The organism is Streptomyces sp. NPDC090022 (genome assembly GCF_044748145.1).
In the GTDB taxonomy this organism is placed as follows: Bacteria; Actinomycetota; Actinomycetes; order Streptomycetales; family Streptomycetaceae; genus Streptomyces.
In genome coordinates this window covers 242,497-260,146 of the sequence record NZ_JBIVFN010000008.1, presented here as the reverse complement: position 1 = coordinate 260,146, position 17,650 = coordinate 242,497, and the positions used below count along the sequence as shown (strand labels likewise).

Here is a 17,650-nt window from a genome sequence, read left to right as displayed (position 1 = left end):
TCCACCTGCCGTGCCCGTGTACGAACCAGTGCCAGGCCCGACCGGCAAGGAGACAAACCTCGGTGTCCGTCTTCAACAAGCTCATGCGTGCAGGCGAAGGCAAGATCCTGCGCAAACTGCACCGCATCGCGGACCAGGTCAACTCCATCGAAGAGGACTTCGTCAACCTCTCCGACGCCGAGTTGCGGGCGCTCACGGACGAGTACAGGCAGCGGTTCCAGGACGGCGAGAGCCTCGACGACCTGCTGCCCGAGGCCTTCGCGACGGTCCGCGAGGCCGCGAAGCGCGTGCTCGGCCAGCGTCACTACGACGTCCAGCTCATGGGCGGCGCCGCGCTGCACCTCGGCTACGTGGCCGAGATGAAGACCGGTGAGGGCAAGACCCTCGTCGGCACCCTCCCGGCGTACCTGAACGCGCTGTCCGGCGAGGGCGTGCACCTGATCACGGTGAACGACTACCTGGCCGAGCGCGACTCCGAGATGATGGGCCGCGTCCACCGCTTCCTGGGCCTGAGCGTCGGCTGCATCCTGGCCAACATGACCCCGGCCCAGCGCCGCGAGCAGTACGACTGCGACATCACGTACGGCACGAACAACGAGTTCGGCTTCGACTACCTGCGCGACAACATGGCGTGGTCGAAGGAGGAGCTGGTCCAGCGCGGCCACAACTTCGCCGTGGTCGACGAGGTCGACTCGATCCTCGTCGACGAGGCCCGTACCCCGCTGATCATCTCCGGCCCGGCCGACCAGGCCACGAAGTGGTACGCCGACTTCGCCAAGCTGGTCACCCGCCTGACCAAGGGCGAGCCCGGCCAGCCGCTGAAGGGCATCGAAGAGACCGGCGACTACGAGGTCGACGAGAAGAAGCGCACCGTCGGCATCCACGAGGCCGGTGTCGCCAAGGTCGAGGACTGGCTCGGCATCGACAACCTCTACGAGTCGGTGAACACCCCCCTCGTCGGCTACCTGAACAACGCCATCAAGGCGAAGGAACTGTTCAAGAAGGACAAGGACTACGTCGTCCTCGACGGCGAGGTCATGATCGTCGACGAGCACACCGGCCGTATCCTCGCCGGCCGCCGCTACAACGAGGGCATGCACCAGGCGATCGAGGCGAAGGAGGGGGTGGACATCAAGGACGAGAACCAGACGCTCGCCACGATCACCCTCCAGAACTTCTTCCGCCTCTACTCGAAGCTGTCCGGTATGACCGGTACGGCCATGACCGAGGCCGCCGAGTTCCACCAGATCTACAAGCTGGGCGTCGTGCCGATCCCGACGAACCGGCCCATGCAGCGCAAGGACCAGCCCGACCTGATCTACCGGACCGAGGTCGCCAAGTTCGCCGCCGTCGTCGACGACATCGCGGAGAAGCACGAGAAGGGCCAGCCGATCCTGGTCGGCACCACCTCGGTCGAGAAGTCCGAGTACCTCTCGCAGCAGCTGAACAAGCGGGGCATCCCGCACGAGGTCCTCAACGCCAAGCAGCACGACCGTGAGGCGATCATCGTCGCGCAGGCCGGCCGCCGCGGCGCGGTCACGGTCGCCACGAACATGGCCGGCCGCGGTACGGACATCAAGCTCGGCGGCAACCCGGACGATCTCGCCGAGGCGGAGCTGCGCCAGCAGGGCCTGGACCCGGAGGAGCACATCGAGGAGTGGGCGCACGCCCTCCCCGCGGCGCTCACCCGGGCCGAGGCGGCCGTCAAGGCCGAGTTCGAGGAGGTCAAGGAGCTCGGCGGGCTGTATGTGCTGGGCACCGAGCGCCACGAGTCGCGGCGTATCGACAACCAGCTGCGCGGCCGCTCCGGCCGACAGGGCGACCCGGGCGAGTCCCGCTTCTACCTGTCGCTGGGCGACGACCTGATGCGCCTGTTCAAGGCGCAGATGGTCGAGCGGGTCATGGCCATGGCCAATGTCCCCGACGACGTGCCGATCGAGAACAAGATGGTCACGCGCGCGATCGCGTCGGCCCAGTCGCAGGTCGAGACCCAGAACTTCGAGACGCGCAAGAACGTCCTGAAGTACGACGAGGTCCTCAACAGCCAGCGCGAGGTCATCTACGGCGAGCGCCGCCGCGTCCTGGAGGGCGAGGACCTGCACGAGCAGGTGCGCTTCTTCATGGACGACACCATCGACGCGTACATCGCGGCCGAGACGGTCGAGGGCTTCGCCGAGGAGTGGGACCTGGAGCGCCTGTGGGGCGCGTTCAAGCAGCTCTACCCGATCAAGGTGACGGTGGAGGAGCTGGAGGACGCGGCGGGCGACCGGGCCGGGATCACGGCCGAGTTCATCGCGGAGTCCGTCAAGGACGACATCCACGAGCAGTACGAGGAGCGCGAGAAGGCGCTGGGCTCGGACATCATGCGTGAGCTGGAGCGGCGCGTGGTGCTGTCGGTGCTGGACCGCAAGTGGCGCGAGCACCTGTACGAGATGGACTACCTGCAGGAGGGCATCGGCCTGCGGGCGATGGCCCAGAAGGACCCGCTGGTCGAGTACCAGCGGGAGGGCTTCGACATGTTCAACGCCATGATGGAGGGCATCAAGGAGGAGTCCGTCGGCTACCTGTTCAACCTGGAGGTCCAGGTCGAGCAGCAGGTCGAGGAGGTTCCGGTGCAGGCTCCGTCGCTGACGAAGGAGGAGGCGCCGGTCCCGGCCGCGCGTCCGGAGATCCGGGCGAAGGGCCTGGAGGCCCCGCAGCGCCGTGGCGGCCTGCACTTCTCGGCGCCGACGGTCGACGGTGAGGGCGGCGTGGTCGAGGGCGACTTCGACGACGACGCTGCCGGTGGGGCGGGCGACGGGATGACGCGGGCGGAGCGGCGCAAGGCGCAGCGCGCGTCGGGCGGCCGCCGCCGCAAGAAGTAACGGCACCCCCGACGGGGCCGGCCCCGCCCCCACCGGGCGGGCCGGCCCCGTCGCCGTTCCCGGGACCTGGCCGCCGTCCCTGGCCCCGTCGCCGTTCCCGGGGACCCGGCCGCCGCTCCCCGGCCCCCGAGTACGCCGTCCCGGCCCCGGCCCCGGCCCGGGCCTGGCCCCGCGCAGCGGTAGCGTTGTGGCCCCGCCGGGGGCCCGTAGCGCCGTAGGGCCCCTGCCGGCCGGGCCTGGGTCCGGGGATCCGTGTGGGCCCCGGGGGCCGGGGTGCCGGGTGAGGGGGCCCCGGGGGCCCACCTGGGCCCCCGGGGTGGTCAGAGGTGCTGGCCGCCCAGGTCGATGGCCGCGCAGCGCCAGCGGAGGTCCGGGCCCTGCTCCAGGCGGAACGCCATCGCCAGCGTGCGGTCGCCGACCGCGATGCGGGCGAAGGCCTCGATCACGCCCGGGCCGGGGTGGAAGCGGCCGCAGTGGCGCAGCACCGGGCGCAGGCGGTCGGCGGGACGGGGGTCCGGGCGGGCGCAGAGGGCGATCAGCTGCTCGTACGCCGGGCCGATCGTGTGGCCGAGCATCGCGTGCACCGGGCGGTGGCCGCTGAGGACCGCCAGCAGGCGTTCGGCGAACCAGTAGTGCGGGCCCAGGCGCAGGGCCCGCGGCGCGCCCGGCGGGCGGCGCTGGTCGCGGCGGCCGGCCGGGCGGGTCCGGGCGGCGGCCCGTCGTCCGCGTCCGCTGCCGTCGGCGGGCCGGGTCCTGGTGCTGGTCCTGTCCGTCACGATCGCCCCCGGGGAAGGCCTGGCCCGGTGAGTACCGGGCGGTAACTTGTTGGGGATCTTTTACGGGGAGTGACAGCCCTCCGCAATCGGTCCCCCTCCCGCGCGCCCGCCCGGCGCACGTTCACCTATCCGGGTGGCCCCGCCCGCCCCCGGCCCGGCTCCACGCCCGTCCGCGGGGAGCGGAGTGGACGGGATCCGGCCGGGGCCGGGCACCCCGAAGGGGTACCGGCGGCCGTATCCTGAGGGCGTTTGACGACTACCGAAAGCAGCCGGCCATGCGCGTGTACGTCCCCCTGACCCTTCCCGGGCTCGCCGAGGCGCACAAGGCGGGCGAGCTGGCCCCCGCCCCCCTGCGCGCGTACGCCGTCACGCCCGGGCTCCGCGAGTGGTACGTCTCCGACGACATCGAGGAGCTGGAGTACGCGGCCCTCAGCCGCGCCGCCGCCGCTTCCCTGCGGCTGATCGCGGCCGACGCCGCCGCCCCGCGCAAGCGCGTGGTCGTCGCCGTCGACGTGGCCGACAAGGCAGCCTCCGCCACCCCCGGTCTCGACGAGGCCACCCTCGGCCAGGTCACCCTCGACGCCCCCGTGCGCCTGACCGTCGCCGCCGCCGTCCACGTCGACGCCGCCGACGCCGAGGCCGACGTCGCGGCCGCCGCCGACGCCCTGCCCGCCGCCGACTCCGGCGACGACGACGCCCAGTTCACCGTCGACGGCGCCGAGGACCACGAACTGCTCTGGTTCGGCGTCCAGGAGATCCCGGGGCTGCTGTCATGAGCCCGCACCTGGTCTGGGACTGGAACGGGACCCTGCTGCACGACATCGACGCGGTCATAGCCGCGACGAACGCCTCGTTCGCCGAGTTCGGGTTCGCCCCGCTCACCCTCGAGGAGTACCGCGAGCTGTACGTCGTCCCCGTGCCGAAGTTCTACGAGCGGATCATGGGGCGGCTGCCCACGGACGCGGAGTGGACCGTCATGGACGACACCTTCCACCGCCACTACTGGGCCGCCGCCGTGGACGCCGGGCTCACCGACGGTGCCAGGCAGCTCCTCGGCGACTGGCAGCGCCAGGGTCTGAGCCAGTCCCTGCTCTCCCTCGCGCCCCACGACAGGCTCGTCCCGCTCGTGCGCACCCACGGCATCGAGGGGCACTTCGTCCGTGTGGACGGCCGCACCGGCCCCTCCCACACGAGCAAGGCCGGACATCTCGTACGCCATTTGGAGGCCCTGGCGCCGACGGGTGTGCGTGCCTCCCGTACGGTCCTCATCGGGGACGCCGTCGACGACGCGCTCGCCGCCGCGCACGTCGGCGCCCGCGCCGTCCTCTATACGGGCGGTTCGCACAGCCGGGCCAGTCTGGAATCGGCCGGTGTCCCCGTCGTCGACACCCTGGCAGACGCCGTTCGCGCTGCCCGCGAGCTGGCCGAATAGCGACTTGGCACGCGCGGCGGTGTACGTCTCTGCGCAGAGTGTCAAAGTTCTGCCCCCTCTTTTGTACAAAGCCCTCTCATGACGGAACGGGGGTAGGGGGCGATAGCCTTGTACCCGTGATCAGCGCGATAGTCATCGGGGGCACCGTTGCCCCCGGCCAGCGCCCGGCGCACGACCGTGCCCGGGCCTTCGCTGATCCCCGCTGCCGGGACCGCTCGCCGATCATGGCCGATTCCCTCCCGGTCGCTTCCCACGACGACATAGCGTCGGTCCCGGACGGATTCCCGGCCTCGCGGCGCTATGTCGATCCTTCTTCCTTCACCTACGCCTACGTCACGCAACGGCGCGCGACAGGAGCCATGAGGACATGCAGACCAAGCTGGACGAAGCAAAGGCCGAGCTGCTCGCACGGGCGGCACGGGTAGCTGAGAACAGCCCGGCCGGGGGGGTACTTCCGACTGGGTCCGAGCAGGGCGAGCGGCCGGACCAGGCCACCGTGCTCTCCTACCTCCAGCGCTACTACCTGCACACCGCCCCCGAGGACATCACCGACCGCGACCCGGTCGACATCTTCGGCGCGGCGCTCTCGCACTACCGGCTCGCCGAGAACCGGCCGCAGGGCACCGCGAACGTGCGCGTCCACACCCCCACGGTCGAGGAGAACGGCTGGACCTCCAGCCACTCGGTCGTCGAGGTCGTCACCGACGACATGCCCTTCCTCGTCGACAGCGTGACCAACGAGCTCTCCCGCCAGGGCCGCGGCATCCACGTGGTCATCCACCCGCAGGTCGTCGTACGCCGTGACGTGACCGGCAAGCTCATCGAGATCCTCGGCCCGGACTGCGACGCCCACGGCCCCCGCACCGCGCGCCCCCACGACTCCCTCGTCGAGTCCTGGATCCACGTCGAGATCGACCGCGAGACCGACCGCGCCGACCTCAAGCAGATGACCGCCGACCTGCTGCGCGTGCTCTCCGACGTCCGCGAGGCCGTCGAGGACTGGGAGAAGATGCGCGACGCGGCGCTGCGCATCGCCGAGGGGCTGGGCACCGAGCCCGTCGCGTCCGACCTGCGCGAGCACGAGCTCGACGAGGCCAGCGAGCTGCTGCGCTGGCTCGCCGACGACCATTTCACCTTCCTCGGGTACCGCGAGTACAACCTCGTCGACGGCGACGCGCTCGCCGCCGTCCCCGGCACCGGCCTCGGCATCCTGCGCTCCGACCCGCACCACAGCGGCCAGGAGGACGCCCACCCCGTCTCGCCGTCCTTCAACCGGCTGCCCGCCGACGCCCGCGCCAAGGCCCGCGAGCACAAGCTGCTGGTGCTGACCAAGGCCAACAGCCGCGCCACCGTGCACCGGCCGTCCTACCTCGACTACGTGGGCGTCAAGAAGTTCGACGCCGACGGCAACGTGGTCGGCGAGCGCCGCTTCCTCGGCCTGTTCTCGTCCGCCGCCTACACCGAGTCCGTGCGCCGCGTGCCGGTCATCCGCCGCAAGGTCGCCGAGGTCCTGGAGGGCGCCGGCTTCTCGCCGAACAGCCACGACGGCCGGGACCTGCTGCAGATCCTGGAGACCTACCCGCGCGACGAGCTGTTCCAGACCCCGGTCGACAAGCTCCGCGAGATCGTCACCTCCGTCCTGTACCTCCAGGAGCGCCGCCGGCTGCGGCTGTACCTGCGCCAGGACGAGTACGGCCGCTACTACTCGGCCCTCGTCTACCTGCCGCGCGACCGGTACACCACCGGCGTCCGGCTGCGGCTCATCGACATCCTCAAGGAGGAGCTCGACGGCCACAGCGTCGACTTCACCGCCTGGAACACCGAGTCGATCCTCTCCCGCATCCACTTCGTCGTCCGTGTCACGCCCGGCACCGAGCTGCCCGCGCTGACCGACGCCGACGTCGAGCGCCTGGAGGGCCGCCTCGTCGAGGCCGCCCGCTCCTGGTCCGACGGCTTCGACCAGGCGCTCACCGCCGAGCTCGGCGAGGAGCGCGCCGCGGAGCTGCTGCGCCGCTACAGCGGCTCCTTCTCCGAGGGCTACAAGTCCGACCACTCGCCGCGCGCCGCCGTCGCCGACCTGTGCCACCTGGAGAAGCTGCGCACCGGCGGGCAGGACTTCGCGCTCTCGCTGTACGAGCCGGTCGGCGCGGGCCCCGGCGAGCGCCGCTTCAAGATCTACCGCACCGGCGAGCAGGTCTCCCTGTCGGCCGTCCTGCCCGTGCTCCAGCGCCTGGGCGTCGAGGTCACCGACGAGCGCCCGTACGAGCTGCGCTGCACCGACCGCACCAACGCCTGGATCTACGACTTCGGCCTGCGCATGCCGGTGTCCGACGGCAGCGGCGACAACTACCTCGGCGACGACGCCCGCGAGCGCTTCCAGGAGGCCTTCGCCGCCGTCTGGACGGGCGAGGCGGAGAACGACAACTTCAACACCCTCGTGCTGGGCGCCGGGCTGACCTGGCGCCAGGCCGTCGTGCTGCGCGCGTACGCCAAGTACCTGCGCCAGGCCGGCTCTACCTTCAGCCAGGACTACATGGAGGACACCCTCCGCAACAACGTCCACACCACCCGGCTGCTGGTCTCCCTCTTCGAGGCGCGGATGTCGCCGGGCCGCCAGGCCGCCGGCACCGAGCTCGTCGACGCGATGCTGGAGGAGCTGGAGGGCGCCCTGGACCAGGTCGCCTCGCTGGACGAGGACCGCATCCTGCGCTCCTTCCTCACGCTGATCAACGCCACCCTGCGCACCAACTTCTTCCAGAAGGACGCGGCCGGCGAGACGCACCCCTACGTGTCGATGAAGTTCGACCCGCAGGCCATCCCGGACCTGCCGGCCCCCCGCCCGGCCTTCGAGATCTGGGTGTACTCCCCGCGCGTCGAGGGCGTCCACCTGCGCTTCGGCAAGGTCGCCCGAGGCGGTCTGCGCTGGTCCGACCGGCGCGAGGACTTCCGTACGGAGATCCTCGGCCTGGTCAAGGCGCAGATGGTCAAGAACACCGTCATCGTGCCGGTCGGCGCCAAGGGCGGCTTCGTCGCCAAGAACCTCCCCGACCCGTCCGTCGACCGTGACGCGTGGCTGGCCGAGGGCATCGCCTCGTACAAGGTCTTCATCTCGGCGCTGCTCGACATCACCGACAACATGGTCGGCGGCGAGGTCGTGCCGCCCAAGGGCGTGGTCCGCCACGACGAGGACGACACCTACCTCGTCGTCGCCGCCGACAAGGGCACCGCGACCTTCTCCGACATCGCCAACGGGGTCGCGGAGTCGTACGGCTTCTGGCTCGGCGACGCCTTCGCCTCCGGCGGCTCGGCCGGCTACGACCACAAGGGCATGGGCATCACCGCGCGCGGCGCGTGGGAGTCGGTCAAGCGCCACTTCCGCGAGCTGGGCCACGACACCCAGACCCAGGACTTCACCGTCGTCGGCGTCGGCGACATGTCCGGCGACGTCTTCGGCAACGGCATGCTGCTCTCCGAGCACATCCGTCTGGTCGCCGCCTTCGACCACCGGCACATCTTCATCGACCCGAACCCGGACGCGGCCGTCTCCTACGCCGAGCGCCGCCGCCTGTTCGAGCTGCCGCGCTCCTCGTGGGCCGACTACGACACCGAGCTGCTCTCCGCGGGCGGCGGGATCCACCCGCGTACCGCGAAGGCCATCCCGGTCAACGCGGCCGTGCGCGAGGCCCTCGGCATCGAGGCGGGCGTCACCAAGATGACCCCGGCCGAGCTGATGCAGGCGATCCTGAAGTCCCCGGTGGACCTGCTGTGGAACGGCGGCATCGGTACGTACGTGAAGGCGACCACCGAGTCGCACGCCGACGTCGGCGACAAGGCCAACGACGCCATCCGCGTCAACGGCCAGGACCTGCGGGTCAAGGTCGTCGGCGAGGGCGGCAACCTGGGCCTGACCCAGCTGGGCCGTATCGAGTTCGCCCGCCTCGGCGCCGGCGGCGAGGGCGGCCGGATCAACACCGACGCCATCGACAACAGCGCCGGCGTGGACACCTCCGACCACGAGGTGAACATCAAGATCCTGCTCAACGCGGTGGTCTCCGACGGCGACATGACCGTCAAGCAGCGCAACAAGCTGCTGGCGGAGATGACCGACGAGGTCGGCGCCCTGGTGCTGCGCAACAACTACACGCAGAACGTCGCCCTGACCAACGGCGTCGCCCAGGCCCCCAGCCTGCTCCACGCCCAGCAGCGCTACATGCGCCGCCTGGAGAACGCCGGCCTGCTCAACCGGGGGCTGGAGTTCCTGCCCACCGAGCGGCAGATCCGCGAGCTGCTGGGCAACGGCAAGGGCCTGACCCAGCCGGAGCTGGCCGTCCTGTTCGCCTACACCAAGATCACGGTGGCGGACGAGCTCATCCACACCGCGCTCCCGGACGACCCGTACCTGCGCCGCCTGCTGCACGCGTACTTCCCGGCCGCGCTGCGCGAGCGGTTCCCCGAGCAGGTCGACGGGCACGCGCTGCGCCGCGAGATCGTCACCACGCTGCTGGTCAACGACACCGTCAACAGCGGTGGTTCGACCTTCCTGCACCGGCTGCGCGAGGAGACCGGGGCCTCCCTGGAGGAGATCGTCCGGGCGCAGCTCTCCGCCCGCGAGATCTTCGGCATGGCCGCGGTGTGGGACGCGGTCGAGGCTCTGGACAACAAGGTCGCGGCCGACGTCCAGACCCGGGTACGGCTGCACTCGCGCCGCCTGGTCGAGCGCGGTACCCGCTGGCTGCTCAACAACCGGCCGCAGCCGCTGGCGATCACCGAGACCATCGGCTTCTTCGCCGACCGCGTGACGCGGGTGTGGAGCGAGCTGCCGATGCTGCTGCGCGGCGCGGACCTGGAGTGGTACCAGCTGGTCCGCGACGAGCTGACCGGGGCGGGCGTGCCGGACGAGCTGGCGGCGAAGGTGGCCGGCTTCTCCTCCGCCTTCCCGATCCTCGACGTCGTCGGGATCTCCGACCGCACCGGCATCGACGCCCTGGACGTCGCCGAGGTGTACTACGACCTCGCCGACCGCCTGGACATCACCGCGCTGATGGACCGGATCATCGAGCTGCCGCGGGCCGACCGCTGGCAGTCGATGGCCCGCGCCGCCATCCGCGAGGACCTGTTCTCGGCGCACGCGGCCCTGACCGCCGACGTGCTGGCGGTGGGCGACGGCGACGCGACTCCCGAGCAGCGCTTCAAGGCGTGGGAGGAGAAGAACGCGGCGATCATCAGCCGGGCCCGGACGACCCTGGACGAGATCCAGGGCTCGGACGACTTCGACCTGGCGAACCTGTCGGTGGCGATGCGCACCATGCGCTCGCTGCTGCGCGCGCACGGCTGACGGCCGGCAGCTGGTAGCTGACGGCTGACGCCCCGTACGACGACGGGCGGCCCGGGACCTCGATCGGTCCCGGGCCGCCCGTCCGGCGTTGTGCGTGCGCGCCGTCAGCCGCCGCGCGTGAAGGCCTCGTACGCGTCGCAGACCTCGGCCGTGGGGCCGTCCATGCGCAGCTCGCCGCGTTCCAGCCAGATCGCCCGGTCGCAGGTCTCGCGGACCGTGCCGATGCTGTGGCTGACCAGGAAGACCGTGCCGGCGGTGGCCCGCAGTTCCTCGATCCGCTTCTGGCTGCGGCGCTGGAAGGCGGCGTCGCCGGTGGCCAGGGCCTCGTCGATCATCAGGACGTCGTGGTCCTTGGCGGCGGCGATCGAGAAGCGCAGCCGGGCGCCCATGCCGGAGGAGTAGGTGCGCATGGGCAGCGAGATGAAGTCGCCCTTCTCGTTGATCCCGGAGAAGTCGACGATGCCGTCGTAGCGTTCGCGGATCTGCTGTTTGCTCATGCCCATCGCCAGGCCGCCCAGGATCACGTTGCGCTCGCCGGTCAGGTCGTTCATCAGTGCCGCGTTGACCCCCAGCAGCGAGGGCTGGCCGTGCGAGTAGATCCTGCCGCTCGCGACCGGCTGGAGGCCGGCGATCGCGCCGAGCAGGGTCGACTTGCCCGAGCCGTTGGAGCCGATGAGGCCGATGGCCTCGCCCTTGTACGCGGTGAAGCCGACCCCGCGCACGGCGTGCACCTCGCGGACGGCCGGGTCGGGGCGCCCCCGGCGCAGCAGTCGGCTCAGCGCCGCGGTGGCGCCGCCCTTGCGGCCGCCGCCCGTGACCTTGTAGACGACGTGGACGTCGTCGGCGATGACGGTGGGGACGCGGGCCACGCGGGCCCCGGGGGCGGTGGGCGCCGGGCGCTCCAGGGTCGTCGTGCGGGCGGTCGTACTAGCCACGGCCGTACTCCTCCTCAGCCTTCCAGAAGTAGATGAATCCGCCGACGCCGGCGAGCAGGGCCCAGCCGGTGGCCAGGAGCCAGACGTGCGGCGGCAGGGAGTGCGCCTCGAAGCTGTCGATCAGCGCGAAGCGCATGAGGTCGATGAAGACGGCGGCCGGGTTGGTCTTGAGCATCGTGGTGACCCAGTGCGGCAGCTGGCCGGCCGCGAGCATCTGGTCGATGCTCCACATGACGCCCGAGGCGTACATCCAGGTGCGCAGGACGAACGGCATCAGCTGGCTGACGTCGGGGTTCTTGCTGCCGACGCGCGCCATGACCAGGGCGCAGCCGGCGGCGAAGACGGCCATCAGGAACAGGGTGGGCACGGCCAGCAGCCAGGAGAGGGCCGGGGTCTGGCCGAAGGCGAGCAGCATCAGGACCAGGGCGGCCATGGTGACGAGCAGCTGCTGGAAGAGCTGGACGACGGTGGACAGGGGCAGGCTGGCGCGCGGGAAGTGCAGGGCGCGGACCAGGCCGCGGTTGCTGTGGACGGCGCGGGTGCCGGCGTTGATGGAGCTGCCGATGAAGTCCCACACGAAGACGCCGGTGATCAGGAACGGGACGTAGTCCGGCACCTGGTGTCCGGCGCGCATGATCACGCCGAAGATGACGTAGTAGACGGCCGCGTTGAGCAGCGGGGTCACCAGGTGCCAGACCTGGCCCAGCTTCGCGGTGCTGTACGTGGCGGCCATGCGGGCGGTGGCGTACGCGGTCACGAAGTGGCGGCGGCTCCACAGCTCCCGGACGTAACGCGGCAGCGGTGGGCGGGCGCCGCTGACGGTCAGGCCGTGGGCGGCCGCCAGTTGCGCGGGGGTCGGCTCCGCCGGTGCGGTCGAGGTGGTGGTCACGGAGGGTCGCTTTCGCCGGAAGGTCGTTGGAACGGGTCCGTATCGTCGCTACGGCGAGAGTAGGGCGGGTTACGTCGGAACGCAACCGTATCGTCGTGACGGCACAGTGGCGGCGTGGCCGTTATGCTCTGTCCATGACCAAGGACCCTGCCGCCGCCGCTCCCGCCCGCCGCGCTCCCGCGGGCGCCGCCGTCCTGCGCGAGGACGTCACCGAAGCCATCCGGGCGGCGGTCCTGGCGGAGCTCGCCGCGGTCGGTTTCTCGCGCATGTCGATCGAGGGCATCGCGCGGCGGGCCGGCGTCGGCAAGACCGCGGTCTACCGGCGCTGGAAGTCCAAGCTGCACCTGGTGCTGGACCTGATCGGGGCCTTCGCGGTCGACGGGCTGCCCGTGCCCGCCACCGGCTCGCTCTACGGCGACGTCCGGGCCCTGCTGGAGGTCATGTCCCACGTCCTGCGCCACCCGGTGGCCTCGGCCGTCATCCCCGACCTGCTGGTCGAGGCCGCGCGCAACCCCGAGATCGCCGACGCGGTCCGCGGCGCCCTGCTGGACGGCCAGCGCCGGATGGCCGCCGGCATCGTCGCCGACGCGGTGGCCCGGGGCGAGCTGCCCGAGGGCATCGACGCCGACCACGCCCTCGACCTGGCGATCGGCCCGCTCTACTGGCGCCAGGTGGTGGTCGGCGACGGCGCGTCCAGGGACTACCTGGACGTCCTGGCCCGCCAGGTGGTGGCGGGCCTGACCGCCGGCTGACGTCCCGCGCGTACCCGGCTTACGGCAGGGCCTACGGCCACAGGCTCGGGCTCAGCCCGGCCAGCGGGGCCTCCTGCGCGAGCGCCGGAGCCGGCTTCGACGGGGCGGCGGCCGGGGCCGGGCGGCGGTCGGCCAGGGGGACGACCGGCGGCAGGCCCGAGGTCTGGCCCAGGAAGACGTGGCGGACCACCCGCTCCGCCGCCCGGCCGTCGTCCAGCGTGCTGAACCGGGCCCGGAACGCCGCCCGCAGCTGCGCCGAGCGCGAGCCCTGCCAGTGGCCGGTGGTGAAGATGTCGATCAGCTCGTCCTCCGTCCGGGCGATCGCGCCCGGCGGGAAGGCCCGCAGGTCGAAGTAGGTGCCGCGGGCCGCCTCGTACGCCTCCCAGTCGTCCGCGTGGACGACGATCGGCCGGTCCAGGGCCGCGTAGTCGAACATCAGCGACGAGTAGTCCGTCACCAGCGCGTCCGAGGCCAGGCACAGGTCCTCCACCGAGGGGTAGGAGGACACGTCGATCAGGCGCGGGTGGCGGTCGCCGGACAGCGGGGCCGTGCCGTAGGTCAGGTGGGCCCGGGTCAGCAGGGTGAAGCGCGGGCCCAGGTCCCGCAGCACCCGCTCGAAGTCCAGGTACTCCGGGCGGCTGCGCCGGTAGTCGCGGTGCGTGGGCGCGTACAGGACCGCCGTCGAGCCCGCCGGGATGCCCAGCCGCTCGCGCAGCTCCAGCACGTCGGACGAACTCGCCTGGTGGAAGACGTCGTTGCGCGGGTAGCCGTACTCCAGCGTCGTGTACGGCGCCGGCACCGCCTTCTCCCACACCAGCGTCGAGTGCCGGTTCGCCGACAGCAGGTAGTCCCACTGGTCCGCGCCCCGCAGCAGGCCCGCGAAGTCCGTCACGGGGGTGGCCGCCGGACGGTCCTGGAGATCGAGGCCGACCCGCTTGAGCGGGGTGCCGTGCTGCGTCTGGAGCAGCACCTGGCCGGGCCGCTTGACCAGCGAGCGGTCGAAGTTGACGTTCGTGACCAGGTACGTCGCCCGCGCCAGCGCCGTCCAGTACGCCGCCGACCCCGGCCGCAGCGCCACCGTCCCCGCCGGTACGGTCGCCGCGTGCGCCGGGTCGCAGACCCACGCCGTCCGCATCCGCGGCGCCAGCTCCCGCAGCTTGGCCTCGATCGCCGCCGGGTTGCAGGCGTAGCCGCCGTGCCAGTACGCGCTGAAGACCGCCAGCTCGGAGCGGAGCGGCAGCAGCCGCTGGCAGCGGTAGTGCAGCCGCAGGGCCGCCTCGCGCAGCCCCCGCCCCGCGCCCGCGCCCGCCCGCCCCGCCGCCAGGGCGGCCGACCGCAGCGACGACAGCAGCCGGTAGGTGCGCCGGGTGCCCCACCGCATCAGCGTGTGCCGCAGCCGGTCGGTGCGCGAGAGCGACAGCGGTACGGGCCCGCGTGCGCGGTGGGTGCGCAGCAGCACGGCGGCCCGGCGGAAGAACTCCGCGCGGCAGGAGCGCGGCAGCCGCCGCCGGTCCGCGTACAGGGCGCACAGGTGCTCCGCCATCCGCCGGTGCACCACCGGCCGCCAGCGCTCCAGCTCCGGCCGCGCGGCCAGGTAGCCGAACACCCGCTCGTACTGGTCGAGGAGGTCCAGGTGCCGGCGGGTGGAGGTGGTCAGGATCGAGCCGGTGCGCCGCTGCCGGTAGTGCACGCACACCCGGTCCAGGACGGCCACGGACTCGGCGGCCAGCAGGGCCGGATAGGTCCAGGGGGTGTCCTCGTACAGGCCGGGCGGGAACTCCAGGCCCTCGCGCTCCACGTACTCCCGGCGGTAGGCCTTGTTCCACACCACCATCAGCATGCCGAGCAGCGCGGGGCGGTCCGCGAGCCGGAAGCTGGCCGGGCCGTCCTCCGTCAGCCGGTGCGCGAGCCGGTTGCGGGTCCGCTCGCCGGTCCAGAAGGTGCGCGCGTAGTCGTAGACCAGGACGTCCGGGGAGCCGGTGGCCGCCAGCCGGTCCGCGATGGCCCGCAGGGCGCCCGGGGCCAGGGTGTCGTCGCCGTCGAGGAAGACCAGGTAGTCGCCGGTGGCCCGGGCCAGACCCGCGTTGCGGGCCGGGCCCAGGCCGCAGTTGTGCGGCAGGTGCACGGCGGTGACCCGGGGGTCCCGGGCGGCGTACTCGTCGAGGATCTCACCGCAGGAGTCCGGCGACGCGTCGTCGACCGCGATCAGCTCCAGATCCGGGTACGACTGGGAGAGCACCGAATCCAGACTCTCCTGGAGGTACGCCTGAACCTTGTACGCGGGCACGATGACGCTGAACCGGGGCACGGGACATCCAGGGGTCGGCGCGGGCATATTGCCCAGGAACCGCCGCGCCGATCACGGGGTTACGCCGGACGTGGCAATCGGGTTACTCAGCGTCAACGCCGCACGTCAACTACTTGATCGCGCCGGCCATCACCCCCGAGACGAACTGCCGCTGGAAGGCGAAGAACACCACCAGCGGGACCGCCATCGACAAGAACGCCCCCGGCGCCAGCACGTCGATGTTGTTGCCGAACTGCCGTACCTGCTGCTGGAGCGCCACCGTGACCGGAGGGTTCGCGGAGTCCGCGAAGACCAGGGCCACCAGCATGTCGTTCCACACCCACAGGAACTGGAAGATGCCCAGCGACGCGATCGCGGGGCCGCCCAGCGGCAGCACGACCCGGGCGAACAGCCGCAGTTCGCCCGCCCCGTCCAGGCGGGCCGCCTCCAGCAGCTCGCGCGGGATCTCCGCGAAGAAGTTGCGCAGCAGGAAGACGGCGAACGGCAGCCCGAAGGCCGTGTGGAACAGCACCACACCGGCCGTGGTCTCGAACAGCCCGATCGTGCCGAAGAGTTCGGAGACCGGGATCAGCGCCACCTGGACGGGCACCACGAGCAGCCCGACCACGATCAGGAACAGCCAGTCGCGGCCCGGGAACTCCAGCCAGGCGAAGGCGTACCCGGCCAGCGACCCCAGCGCCAGCACCAGCAGCGTCGCGGGCACGGCGATCGCGACCGTGCTCAGCAGGGAGCCGGTGATGGTCTCGTTCGACAGCAGCCGCTCGTAGTTGTCGGCGGTCAGCCGGCCCGGCGCCGTCAGCACCTGCCACCAGCCGGCCCGGTTCAGGTCGGCCGGCGCGAGGAAGGACGACAGCAGCAGCCCGAGCGTGGGCAGCAGCCAGAACAGCGCGGCCAGGACGAGGAAGACCCGCACCGCGCCGGAACCCGCGCGCGCGGCGAGCCGGGCGGCGGGCGAGGGCGCCGTGCGGCGGGACCCCGACCGGGACGCCTTTGCCTGCGCGGCCGCGCGGGCGGCCGCCGGGGGAGTGGGCGTGGTCGGCGTCATCGGCGTCCCTCCCGGCGCATCCGGATGATGTTGTAGACCATGACCGGCACCACCAGCACCAGCAGGAACACGGCGATGGCACTGCCCAGCCCCGGGTCGGCGTCCGTGCCGAAGGAGGTGCGGTACAGCTGCAGCGCCAGCACGTTCGCATCGTCGTGGACCGACCCCGGCGCGATCACGAAGACCAGGTCGAAGACCTTCATCACGTTGATGACGAGGGTGACCAGGACCACCGCCAGCACCGGCGCCAGCAGCGGCACGGTGATCCGCCGGAACACCTGCCACTCGTTGGCGCCGTCCACCCGGGCCGCCTCCAGCAGCTCCCGGGGCACCGCCGCGAGTCCGGCCCCGATCAGCACCATCGCGAACCCGGCCCACATCCACACGTACGCCCCGATGACCGCCGGGGTGACCAGCGCCGGCCCCAGCCAGTCCACGCCCGCGTACGCCTCCCGGAAGTTCTCCGCCGGCAGCCGCAGCACCGCCCCGTCCGCCTTCGCGGACAGCGAGAACGTGCCGTCGGCGCGGGTGCGGGTGCGCTCCACCACCGTGCCGTCCTTGACCGCCTCGACGCGCAGGCCCGCGTACCCGGACTCGCCCGCGTCCACGGCGTTCGTCCGCCCGCCCCCGCCGCGCGTGAAGTCCTGCCAGGCGGTACCGGTGACCCGGCCCGGCTCCGCGGTGGCGGCAACGGCCGGACGGGTGCCCTCCGGCAGGGCGTCCGGAGCCACCCCGACCAGCGGCAGCACCACCGGAGTGCCCGCCCGTACCGGCTCAACGGTCACGTAGCTCCCGCCGCCCGCCGCGGTCAGCGGCGAGTCCCGGCCCGGCCGGGCCTTGGGGAAGGCGGAGGACTCGGCGAAGGTGTCGTGCACCCCGACCCACACCGCGTTGGCCACCCCGCGGTCGGGATCGGCCTCGTAGACCAGCCGGAAGATGATGCCCGCCGCCAGCATCGAGATCGCCATCGGCATGAACACCAGCAGCTTGAACGCCGTGCCCCAGCGCACCCGTTCGGTCAGCACCGCGAAGACCAGGCCGAGTGCGGTCGCGGTCGCCGGTGCCAGCACCACCCACACCAAGGTGTTGCGCAGGGCGGTCCGGATGGCCGGATCGGTCAGTATCTCCTGGTAGTTGGCCGCGCCCACGAAGGAGTCGCCGGAGCGGTCGAAGAGGCTGCGGTACACCGAGAAACCGATCGGGTGCACCACCAGCGCCCCGAGCAGCACCAGCGCCGGCAGCAGGAATGCGGCGGCCACGACCCGCCCGCGCCGCACCTCGGCGGCGCGGGAGCGGGACCGTGGCGGCGGGCCG

At 72.0% G+C, this 17,650-nt stretch carries 11 protein-coding genes; 5 read left to right on the top strand and 6 right to left on the bottom strand.

Annotated elements, in window-relative coordinates:
- The first annotated feature begins 62 nt into the window (after positions 1-62).
- Positions 63-2,864, top strand: a complete 2,802-nt coding sequence (gene secA, locus ACIPXB_RS18345) for a preprotein translocase subunit SecA (RefSeq protein ID WP_401450746.1) — start codon at positions 63-65, stop codon at positions 2,862-2,864.
- Positions 2,865-3,184: 320 nt separating this feature from the next.
- On the opposite strand, the gene ACIPXB_RS18340 is transcribed toward secA, so the two are convergent.
- Positions 3,185-3,640 carry an Rv3235 family protein gene (locus ACIPXB_RS18340; protein WP_401450744.1) on the bottom strand — a complete coding sequence of 152 codons (456 nt, stop codon included), beginning with the start codon at positions 3,638-3,640 and terminating at the stop codon, positions 3,185-3,187.
- Positions 3,641-3,915: 275 nt separating this feature from the next.
- Here ACIPXB_RS18340 and ACIPXB_RS18335 point away from each other — a divergent pair, with 275 nt between their 5' ends.
- The 3 genes from ACIPXB_RS18335 to ACIPXB_RS18325 all read left to right on the top strand — a co-directional run bounded on the left by ACIPXB_RS18335 (position 3,916) and on the right by ACIPXB_RS18325 (position 10,407).
- Entirely contained in the window at positions 3,916-4,416 is a 501-nt protein-coding gene (locus ACIPXB_RS18335) for a DUF6912 family protein (RefSeq protein WP_401450741.1), read from the top strand.
- Entirely contained in the window at positions 4,413-5,072 is a 660-nt protein-coding gene (locus ACIPXB_RS18330; RefSeq protein WP_401450739.1) for an HAD family hydrolase, read from the top strand. The genes ACIPXB_RS18335 and ACIPXB_RS18330 overlap by 4 nt, the downstream gene beginning before the upstream one ends.
- 367 nt (positions 5,073-5,439) lie before the next feature.
- Positions 5,440-10,407 (top strand): NAD-glutamate dehydrogenase, encoded by a 4,968-nt coding sequence (locus tag ACIPXB_RS18325; protein ID WP_401450737.1) that lies wholly within the window; start codon positions 5,440-5,442, stop codon positions 10,405-10,407.
- 104 nt (positions 10,408-10,511) lie between these two features.
- Here ACIPXB_RS18325 and ACIPXB_RS18320 read toward each other — a convergent pair whose 3' ends face one another.
- Together ACIPXB_RS18320 and ACIPXB_RS18315 are read right to left on the bottom strand one after the other, a co-directional pair.
- Positions 10,512-11,312 (bottom strand): ABC transporter ATP-binding protein, encoded by an 801-nt coding sequence (locus ACIPXB_RS18320; protein ID WP_401450824.1) that lies wholly within the window; start codon positions 11,310-11,312, stop codon positions 10,512-10,514.
- Positions 11,313-11,334: 22 nt separating this feature from the next.
- Positions 11,335-12,231 carry an ABC transporter permease gene (locus ACIPXB_RS18315; RefSeq protein WP_401450734.1) on the bottom strand — a complete coding sequence of 299 codons (897 nt, stop codon included), beginning with the start codon at positions 12,229-12,231 and terminating at the stop codon, positions 11,335-11,337.
- A gap of 134 nt (positions 12,232-12,365) precedes the next feature.
- Between ACIPXB_RS18315 and ACIPXB_RS18310 the strand changes: the two genes are divergently transcribed.
- Complete coding sequence (locus ACIPXB_RS18310; protein ID WP_401450732.1) at positions 12,366-12,983, top strand: TetR/AcrR family transcriptional regulator; 618 nt, start codon at positions 12,366-12,368, stop codon at positions 12,981-12,983.
- Positions 12,984-13,014: 31 nt separating this feature from the next.
- Here ACIPXB_RS18310 and ACIPXB_RS18305 read toward each other — a convergent pair whose 3' ends face one another.
- From ACIPXB_RS18305 to ACIPXB_RS18295, 3 genes are all read right to left on the bottom strand, one after another.
- Positions 13,015-15,291, bottom strand: coding sequence for a CDP-glycerol glycerophosphotransferase family protein (locus ACIPXB_RS18305; protein WP_401450730.1), 2,277 nt, complete (start codon positions 15,289-15,291; stop codon positions 13,015-13,017).
- 109 nt (positions 15,292-15,400) lie between these two features.
- Positions 15,401-16,336 carry a carbohydrate ABC transporter permease gene (locus tag ACIPXB_RS18300; RefSeq protein ID WP_401450727.1) on the bottom strand — a complete coding sequence of 312 codons (936 nt, stop codon included), beginning with the start codon at positions 16,334-16,336 and terminating at the stop codon, positions 15,401-15,403.
- On the bottom strand, positions 16,333-17,613 hold the full coding sequence (locus ACIPXB_RS18295; RefSeq protein WP_401450822.1) for a carbohydrate ABC transporter permease: 1,281 nt from the start codon (positions 17,611-17,613) through the stop codon (positions 16,333-16,335). The genes ACIPXB_RS18300 and ACIPXB_RS18295 overlap by 4 nt, the downstream gene beginning before the upstream one ends.
- Positions 17,614-17,650 lie beyond the last annotated feature (37 nt).